The 8333-nt window shown below is 57.2% G+C and carries 8 protein-coding genes; 5 read left to right on the top strand and 3 right to left on the bottom strand.

Annotated elements, in window-relative coordinates:
* The first annotated feature begins 436 nt into the window (after positions 1-436).
* Positions 437-691, top strand: coding sequence for a hypothetical protein (locus tag NHH03_RS01210; protein WP_253153885.1), 255 nt, complete (start codon positions 437-439; stop codon positions 689-691).
* A gap of 10 nt (positions 692-701) precedes the next feature.
* Here the strand turns inward: NHH03_RS01210 and NHH03_RS01205 are convergent, their stop codons facing one another.
* From NHH03_RS01205 to NHH03_RS01195, 3 genes are read right to left on the bottom strand one after another with little or no spacing between them, the layout of a single operon-like run.
* Positions 702-1646 (bottom strand): CNNM domain-containing protein, encoded by a 945-nt coding sequence (locus NHH03_RS01205; RefSeq protein WP_253153876.1) that lies wholly within the window; start codon positions 1644-1646, stop codon positions 702-704.
* Entirely contained in the window at positions 1643-2938 is a 1296-nt protein-coding gene (locus NHH03_RS01200; protein ID WP_315861415.1) for a CNNM domain-containing protein, read from the bottom strand. Before NHH03_RS01200 ends, NHH03_RS01205 begins: the two co-directional genes overlap by 4 nt.
* Positions 2939-4705 carry a hypothetical protein gene (locus NHH03_RS01195; RefSeq protein ID WP_253153870.1) on the bottom strand — a complete coding sequence of 589 codons (1767 nt, stop codon included), beginning with the start codon at positions 4703-4705 and terminating at the stop codon, positions 2939-2941. It abuts the gene before it with no gap.
* A gap of 302 nt (positions 4706-5007) precedes the next feature.
* On the opposite strand from NHH03_RS01195, the gene NHH03_RS01190 reads away from it, so the two are divergent.
* The 4 genes from NHH03_RS01190 to NHH03_RS01175 all read left to right on the top strand — a co-directional run bounded on the left by NHH03_RS01190 (position 5008) and on the right by NHH03_RS01175 (position 8327).
* Complete coding sequence (locus NHH03_RS01190; RefSeq protein WP_253153868.1) at positions 5008-5202, top strand: Flp family type IVb pilin; 195 nt, start codon at positions 5008-5010, stop codon at positions 5200-5202.
* A gap of 192 nt (positions 5203-5394) precedes the next feature.
* The gene (kdsB, locus tag NHH03_RS01185; RefSeq protein ID WP_253153866.1) at positions 5395-6207 is read left to right on the top strand and encodes a 3-deoxy-manno-octulosonate cytidylyltransferase; all 813 of its coding nucleotides are present in this window, start codon (positions 5395-5397) and stop codon (positions 6205-6207) included.
* A gap of 46 nt (positions 6208-6253) precedes the next feature.
* On the top strand, positions 6254-7894 hold the full coding sequence (locus tag NHH03_RS01180; RefSeq protein WP_253153864.1) for a CTP synthase: 1641 nt from the start codon (positions 6254-6256) through the stop codon (positions 7892-7894).
* Between the two features lie 37 nt (positions 7895-7931).
* A complete protein-coding gene (locus tag NHH03_RS01175; protein WP_253153862.1) occupies positions 7932-8327 on the top strand; it encodes a DUF1844 domain-containing protein in 396 nt (131 codons plus the stop codon).
* The last annotated feature ends 6 nt before the right edge of the window (positions 8328-8333 follow it).

The following is an 8333-nucleotide window of genomic DNA, read 5'->3' as shown; positions in this document are numbered from 1 at the left end:
CCTGACCCTAGGCTAGGCTGTCGAACGCCGTTGGCGTAATGAGACCGCAACCAGAGTCAAAAACTTCGCCACATGGTTTTCCACGGTTGCGGCCGCTGGCGTGCCGCTGCGGAGACAGGCCTGCTCGTGCTAGCTCAAGACGTGAGGCGATTGTTCAACCTCACCCTGCAAACCACCCTGTTGAGAGGCCGGAGCCTGGTCACAAGCAGATCGACCAGCTGGGAAAACGGCGAGTTTCTAACGTTGCAACACGGTTCTACCGATCGCAACGGTTACTCGGTGCGATCAAATCCGCAACCTGGCCGCAACCGCTAGGAGTGGGAACACCAACGCAGCGAGAAACTTGTTTTTGGGCTCGGTTGACGGCCTGTGTGCCGGTCGTGAACTAGGGTTGAGTGTGCCAGACACGCCGCCCTTTTCCTTCGAGAACCCGACTATGTCGCTTTCTAATGCCGCCTCAGCATCAAGTGATCAAGCCATCAGCGACCTTCCGTTCGTCGATCGTCGCCGCGGCGGAACCGCTCATAACGCCCCCGAGCGGCGCCAATTCGCAAGTTCACACGAAGAACTCACTGCGGCCGGGCGTGAGTTGGCGATCGCAATCGACCAGTACAAACTGCAGCATCATCGCCGCTACATCACCTGCGATGAAATGCTGACGGTCATTCGGCAGCTCGGCTACACGAAATAAGCCCAGGCGACTACTTGATCATCGGCTGTAGCAATTGGCGGCGGGTGACCACCGAGCGTGCATCGCCATGCTCATCACACAACAATGCGACTTCACCGGCGACATCGTACAATCGCAACAACGTGGTTAAATGTCGTTCGGTCAGACTGACGCGAATCACCGGCCGAACTTCGACTTTTCCCTCGCCGGTCAACAGTTCGGAATAGCGCAGGTAGCCGACGATCCGATCGCCGCGCAACACCAACACAATCGGGTGGTTCCGTCGGCGCGCCTCCGACGCGATTGATTCACGATCGATCGGCAATCGGACGGTTGACAAACGCCCCAACGGCACCGCAAACGAAATGGCCAGTTGATTGCCGACGTCAAACAATTGCCCTGCCAAGGAACGTTGGCCGGCGTGCAAAATCCCCGCCTCTTCACCGGCGCGTAACACCTGTGCCAACTCGCCACGGGCCATCGCCAAACGCAGGCGAAACGGGGTCTGGCCGGTCAACGCCCGCAGTGCGACGGCCAACGCGGCCAATAACAGCGACACGGGCAGGAACAGGACCGTCGCCAACAGCAACAGCGGTCGCACCCGACACAGCAACCGATAGGGCGCCTGAAAAAACCAGTGTTTGGGTAGCAGTTCCCCAAATACAAACACGATCGGCGTCATCAGAATCGGGCCGATCAATTCCGCCAACGCCGATTCGGCATACAACGATCCGATCGCCAACACCAAAGCAAAACTGGTCAAGAAGTTGGCCAGGTTGTTGCCCACCAGCGCGGTGGCAACAAAGAGAGTGGGATGATTCAACAACCACACAATGGCTTTGGCGCCGCGTGAACCATCCAGTCCGTCCAATACCAAACGTGTTCGCGAGACGCGGTACAAACCGGTTTCGCTGCCGCTAAAAAACGCGCTCAAAACCAGCCCGAACAAAAATAGCAAGATGGCAAAGACGATCATCCGATATCCCGCGGGCTAGCGTCATCGGAATCATCGTCGTCATCACCACGCCGTTGGACTTCGATCCACAATCCCCCTTCGGATTCCTCCACCACGGTCAGCCAGCAATCGCCCAAGGGCGCCTGGTCGCCGATGCGTGGCAAGCGTTCGTTCTGTCGCTGGATAAAACCCGCCACCGTGGCAACCGACTCGTCCGGGATTGCGACTTGCAGATGTTTTGCCAATTGGCGAACCGAGACACTGCCCAGCACGCGGTAGCGATCGCGGTCAACCTGTTCGATCGCAATCGCATTTGGCAGTTCTTCGAATTGATGATGCTCTGGGCCTAACATCCGCCGGAAGATTCGGTCCGTCGACAGTGCGCCGATCGCATCCCCGTATTCATCGACGACCACGGCAACACTCAAATCATTTTCGGTCAGTTGGTCCAAAACGCGCGCGACCGGTGCCGACCACGGCACATAGATCACCGGTTCAACCAATTGTTCCACATCGTCCAACTGACTGGGGCGCAACATCCGCACGCCCAGTGCGCCGATGATCCGTTCTCCCGCCTGGTCGGTGATCATCGCATAGCCACCGGGCGGCGTTTGAGCGAACAAAATTTGGCGATCGATTGGTGTTTCGACCAATTGCAATTTACTACGGGGGCGCATCAACTCGCTGGCCCGCGTCTCTGCGATCTCGACCAAACTGCGCAGCGCCATCCGTTCGCGCTGCAACAGCGCCGCATCGTGTGTACTCAACTCAACCGCGCGTTCGATGTCCGCTAAATCGATTTCGTTTTCGGGAACGAATGAAGGCCACAACAAACGGCTGGCCAGCATGTTGGCCGTCTTGATCAACGGCAGGAGTGGGCTGACAACTCGCACCGCCACGCTAAGCGGACCGGCGATCAAGATCGATGCTTGAACCGGCGAAAGCACAGCGATGCTCTTGGGCAACATCTCACTGAAAAAAATAATCGTCAGCAGACTGATCGCCGTGAACAACACGGCCACACTGGTGCCGCCCGCAACGGATGATTCCAATTTACCCGCAACGATCGACGCGATCGCAAAGTACGTCATGTTGATCAGCAAATTCCAAAACAGAATGGCCGAAAGCAACCGTTCTGAATCAGCCAGCAGGCGGTCAGCGATCCGACCACCGACACCACTGCGCGAGAGTTGGCGACGATGGCGTGGTGTAAGCGAAAACAGAGCCGCTTCGCTGCCACTGAACAGCGCGCTCAGCAAAATCAGCACCAACATCGGCACCAACCAGCCGGCATACTCCGACAACCAGTTCAATCAGCCATCTCCCTCGGCTCCGCGATCACGCTCCAGCGAGACATCAAATTCGCTGAGCGCCGGAATCAACAATGCTGCGACAGTGAAACCATAACCGACCGCCATCGAAAAGAAGACAAACAGGTGATCGGTTTGCAACAAAAACTGAGTGATCGAATAAAAGGTGATCAACGGCAATGTGAACGAAGCCAAAAAGATCGCCGACGACGGGTTTCGCCATCCTAGCGAGGCAAACAAAGCGGCACCGCCGCCCAGGATCATCACCAGGAACGGTGCCAATTGCAGCTGAAACGCGCCCCGAAAACTGACCATGATCGTCATGCAGATGGCGATCCCCACACACAGAAAGAACACCGTTCCCAGACTAGCCAGCGTCGCCGTCCGTCCGGCCACGTAGTTCAATCCCGAATGGATGCCAAGCGTCGAGACAAAGACATACAACATCGCAGCGCCCAACATGGCATACACCATGTTTTCATAGGTCATCACGCCACGCACCGCCAGGTACAACAGCAACAGCATTGGCAACAGGATCAATTCCTTGCCCACGTACAAGACACCTAACAATTTGCCAAACACGAACTCGCTGGGGCGTAGATCTGTGACCAACAATAAATCGAGTGCCAACCCGTCGCGTTCGCCGGTCACGGAATTGACCGCCAAGGCATTGATCAAGACCAAACTGACCACACCAATCGCCGCCAGGGGCAACGTCACGGCGGGCAACGCACGACCGATCCGAGCCGCCGGCTCGTAGGCCGTTCCGTCCTGGATCTGGCCATAGATCACGGCCACGCCCAACAGAAACAGCATCGTAAACGCCACGCGGATGACGACCACCTTGCGGCCATAGGCCCAGGTGCGGATCTCACGCCACAGAATCGGATTCTTCCAAACGTTGCGCGGCGCGCGGACTTTCCAGCTGCTCGGCGTCGCCAGCGACTGCTGTTCTTCACTGGTTTCCGGATCGGGTGCCTTCAAGCGGACTTCGCGTGACGGATTCCAGACACGCACTTTGGCCACACCAACCGCCAGCACCAACAGCGATCCCATCACAGCCAACCCGGTGAACAATCCGACGCCCAGCGACGTTGCCGCCGACAAACTGGCCAGCGGCGAAGCGGCTGCGGCGAGCGCACGCTGCGGGCTAAGTGCCAATTGAACCGCCACCGGCAATTGCAGCAGATGGATCAAGATCTCGCCCACTCCGACCAGCATCAGCAGGATCAACACGGTCAGCGCGATCGCCTGAAATGTCTTTTCTCGCCACAGACCGACAACGGTGCCCACCGATCCGGCAAACAAAATCGTGGCGGCAGTCACCAAAAAAACCAACAGCACCTGTTGGGGCGAAACGCCACCGAGCAGCGGCAGCACCAGAAACAGCGGCAGCGCGGCCAACAACATTGCCAACGGCCCCAACAGCGTCGCCGTCAGTTTTCCGACCACCACCTCGAAACCGCTCAGCCGTGTCATCAACAACAAAATCAGCGTTCGCCGGTCCTTTTCCTGGGCCACACTGGCGGCCGATCCGACCGCCGCCAGACTGGACAGCACCAACAACTGCAGCGGGGCGAGTAGGAAAAACATCCAGCCGCCGAAACGGGCCGCATCGGAAACCGTCGCCAGTGAACGCGAACCGTCCAGCACCAGATAGCCGGTGCACAGCAATCCGAACAGTGCCAGCAGATACAATCCCCGGGCCAAATAGGTTTTGGATCGCTTGGGAACGACCGTCGCCTCGCGATTAAAGACAGGACCGAGCATCGGTTTTGATTACCAAAATGAAATGAAATCGCACGCCAATCAGATTCCCGCTGTGATCGCGTCGCCGCGTGGGTGCATCAGATTAGAACGCAGTGCTTGCAAACACAACGTGCGGTGAAGCCAGATCCCCCGGGGGGACAGCCTAACCGGAAAAATCGGTACGACCGGAATCATTCGACAGTGGTCTCCTGATCCTCCCCCCCAAATGTGAACACATTGTCAGTGATTACGTGGTTTCGTGGCCTATGTTTCGGTGGCTATGCCTTTTTCCTGTGAAAAACTAACCACTAAATATAACTACGATGAATCAACAACAAAAACTTCCCCCCAGCCAGTCTTTCTGGCGCGAAGAGGAGGGCACAACGGCGGTTGAATACGCTGTGATGCTGGCCTTGATCGTTGCTGTTTGCCTTGGCTCGATCGCGACATTGACAAACGAAACCGAAGAAAGTTTCAACAGATCTGGCAACGCGATTGCGGGCGCGATGGGCAACTAGTCCATCCAGCATTCTCGGCCGCCTCGACGGCCTCTCACTAAAAAAATCGCTCCCACAGCAGCAAACCAAGCATGCTGCTAGGCGAGGGCGGTTGTCTGCTTCGCGAATGTTTTCGATCATTGTCGGTGAAGCCCCCGTTGGCACAGCCTGTTCGATGCGGCGTCACGCCATCGAATCCCCCGGTGATCCACCATGCCTGAATTTCAAATCGTTTTGCCTGCGCGGCTGGCATCAAGCCGACTGAGTGAAAAATTGTTGCAGCGGGCTGGCGGAAAATCAGTCTTGCAACACACCTATGAAGCTGCGTCGCGAGCCCGCTGTGGCACCGCAGGTGTGGTTGTCGCCGTCGACGATCAACGTTTGGCCGACGAAGTCGACTCGTTTGGCGGTCGCTGGTTCATGACCCCGACCGACTGTGCCAGTGGGACCGACCGCGTCGCTTGGGTAGCGCGGCAATTTCCACAGACCGAAATCTTCATCAACGTGCAAAGCGACGAACCTGAGATCGATCCGGATGCGATCGACGCGGTCGCTGACGCACTGGCCGCCGACCCGACGGCCGACATCGCCACCGCCGGCACGCCGATCCACCAGGCTCCGTATCTGACGGATCCGAACGTCGTCAAAATTGTGATGGCCGACTTTGTCGAAAACTCTCCGGCCGATGGCTGCGGGGCAGGGCGGGGCAGGGCGGTGTACTTCAGTCGCGCCTGCGTCCCCGCCGACCGCGATGGCGATCCGGCGGATCGGCTGACCGATCGGCCGCCTGTCTATTGGCACCATCTGGGACTGTACGCCTATCGCCGCGATTTCCTGCAATGGTTCGCAAACGCCCCCCCCGGCACACTGGAAAAAATTGAAAAACTAGAGCAGCTTCGCGCCCTGGAAGCCGGAAAAAAAATTGTCGTTGCCCGCGTCGGACCGGCCCAGCCGGGAATTGATACGGCCGACGATCTGCGGCAATTTCAGGCTCGAATCCGCGCCGCCGGTCAATCGCCTCGCTGATCATCCGCACTTCCGGTTTTTCGCTTGCGCGGTATCATCCGCGTCCATGACCAAAAACATCTTTGTAACCGGCGGCGTCGTTTCCTCATTGGGAAAGGGCTTGACCAGTGCCTCCCTGGGCATGTTGCTCGAATCACGTGGCATACGGGTTCGAATGCAAAAATTGGACCCCTATATCAATGTCGACCCGGGGACGATGAGCCCCTATCAGCACGGCGAAGTGTACGTGCTAGATGACGGCAGTGAGACCGATCTGGACTTGGGGCACTACGAGCGTTTCACCAGCGGGTCGCTGACGCGTGACTGCAACTACACCACCGGCCAGATCTATCTGTCGGTGATCGAAAAGGAACGCAAAGGCCGCTTCTTGGGCAAAACCGTCCAAGTCATCCCGCACATCACCAACGAAATCAAATCCGTCATCGCCCGTATGGGAGGTGACGATGTCGATGTCGTGATCACGGAAATCGGTGGCACCGTCGGGGATATCGAAAGCCTGCCGTTTCTGGAAGCCATCCGCCAGTATGCCCAAGACGTCGGCCGCGAGAACGTGCTGTTCATGCACCTGACGTTGGTGCCGTATCTGAAAGCCGCCGATGAACTAAAAACCAAACCGACCCAACACTCGGTGGGTCAAATGCGAGAAATCGGTATTCAGCCCGATGTGCTGGTCTGCCGCTGCGAACACTCGATCTCGCGCGAAGACCGTGACAAAATCGCGTTGTTCTGCAACGTGCCAACCGAAGCCGTGATCGAGGAAAAAGACAAAGACTTTTCGATCTACGAGGTCCCGATCTCGCTGGTCGACAACAAACTGGACGAACTGGTCGTCAAAAAGCTTGGTCTGCACTGTCAATCCCTGGACATCACGCCCTGGACCGATCTGCTGCACCGACTGCGCAACCCTCGACACGAAGTCAGTATCGCGGTGGTTGGCAAATACGCCGAACACAAAGACGCCTACAAATCGATCTACGAAGCGATTGATCACGCCGGGATGCATCATCAGGCCCAAGTCCGAATCGGTCGCATCCAAAGCAGCGACATCGAACGCGAAGGCGCCGAACGACTCCTGTCCGGCTACGACGGCATTCTGATTCCCGGCGGCTTCGGCGAGCGCGGCGTCGAAGGAAAAGTCCAATCGATTCGCTACGCCCGTGAACGAGGGATCCCGTTCTTTGGCATCTGCCTGGGAATGCAGTGTGCCGTCATCGAATACGCTCGCGGCAAGTGCGATATGGAAGGCGCCCACTCCAGCGAATTCGACAAAGACACGCCCTATCCGGTGATCTGCCTGCTGGATGACCAACAGAATATCACTCAGCTCGGTGGCACCATGCGGCTCGGAAGCCAGCCCACCAAACTAACGCTCGGTAGCAAAGCACAGCAGTGTTACGGCAGCGACGAAGTCCACGAGCGGCACCGACATCGCTATGAATTCAACAACGAATATCGCGAGCAATTCCAAGAAAACGGGATGCAGTTCACCGGCACCAGCCCCGACGGGTCATTGGTCGAAATCGTTGAACTGGCCGACCACCCCTGGTACGTCGCGGTACAATACCACCCCGAATTCCAAAGCAAACCGTTGAAAGCCCACCCGCTGTTCGCCGGGTTTGTCGAAGCGGCGATCGATCGTGGCAACCGCAAACACGATCGCGATCAACCCGCTGTCAGCCAACGCTAATTTTATCTTCTCTAACCTGTTTTGCCCCCCAAACATCATGTCAGAAAACAACGAGAAAGAACCTGATTTGGTCGTCGATTCCGATTGGAAAGCACAGGTCGAAAAGGAAAAAGAAGCCGTGGCCGCTGAATCGCCTGCGGAAACTCCTGCTGAGACGCCGGATGCCGAAGATTTCAGCGGCGAACTGCCGCCGGCTTCCATGGCCATGCTGATCAGCACCTTCTACAGCCAAGCCATGATGGCGCTCGGTGTGATGCCAAATCCGTCGACCGGTAACAAAGACACCGATTTGCGAATGGCCAAGCACTTTATCGAAACTCTGGAGATGCTGGAGACCAAAACCAAAGGCAATCTGGACACCGAAGAAACAAAAATGTTCGACGAGGTCCTGCACCTGTTACGAATGGCCTACGTCGGCGCCACCAAGTCCTAATCAACT

The organism is Stieleria tagensis, assembly GCF_024129865.1.
GTDB lineage: Bacteria > Planctomycetota > Planctomycetia > Pirellulales > Pirellulaceae > Stieleria > Stieleria tagensis.
Note: the sequence above shows the minus strand (reverse complement) of the source record. Positions and strands in the feature narration are given on the sequence as shown.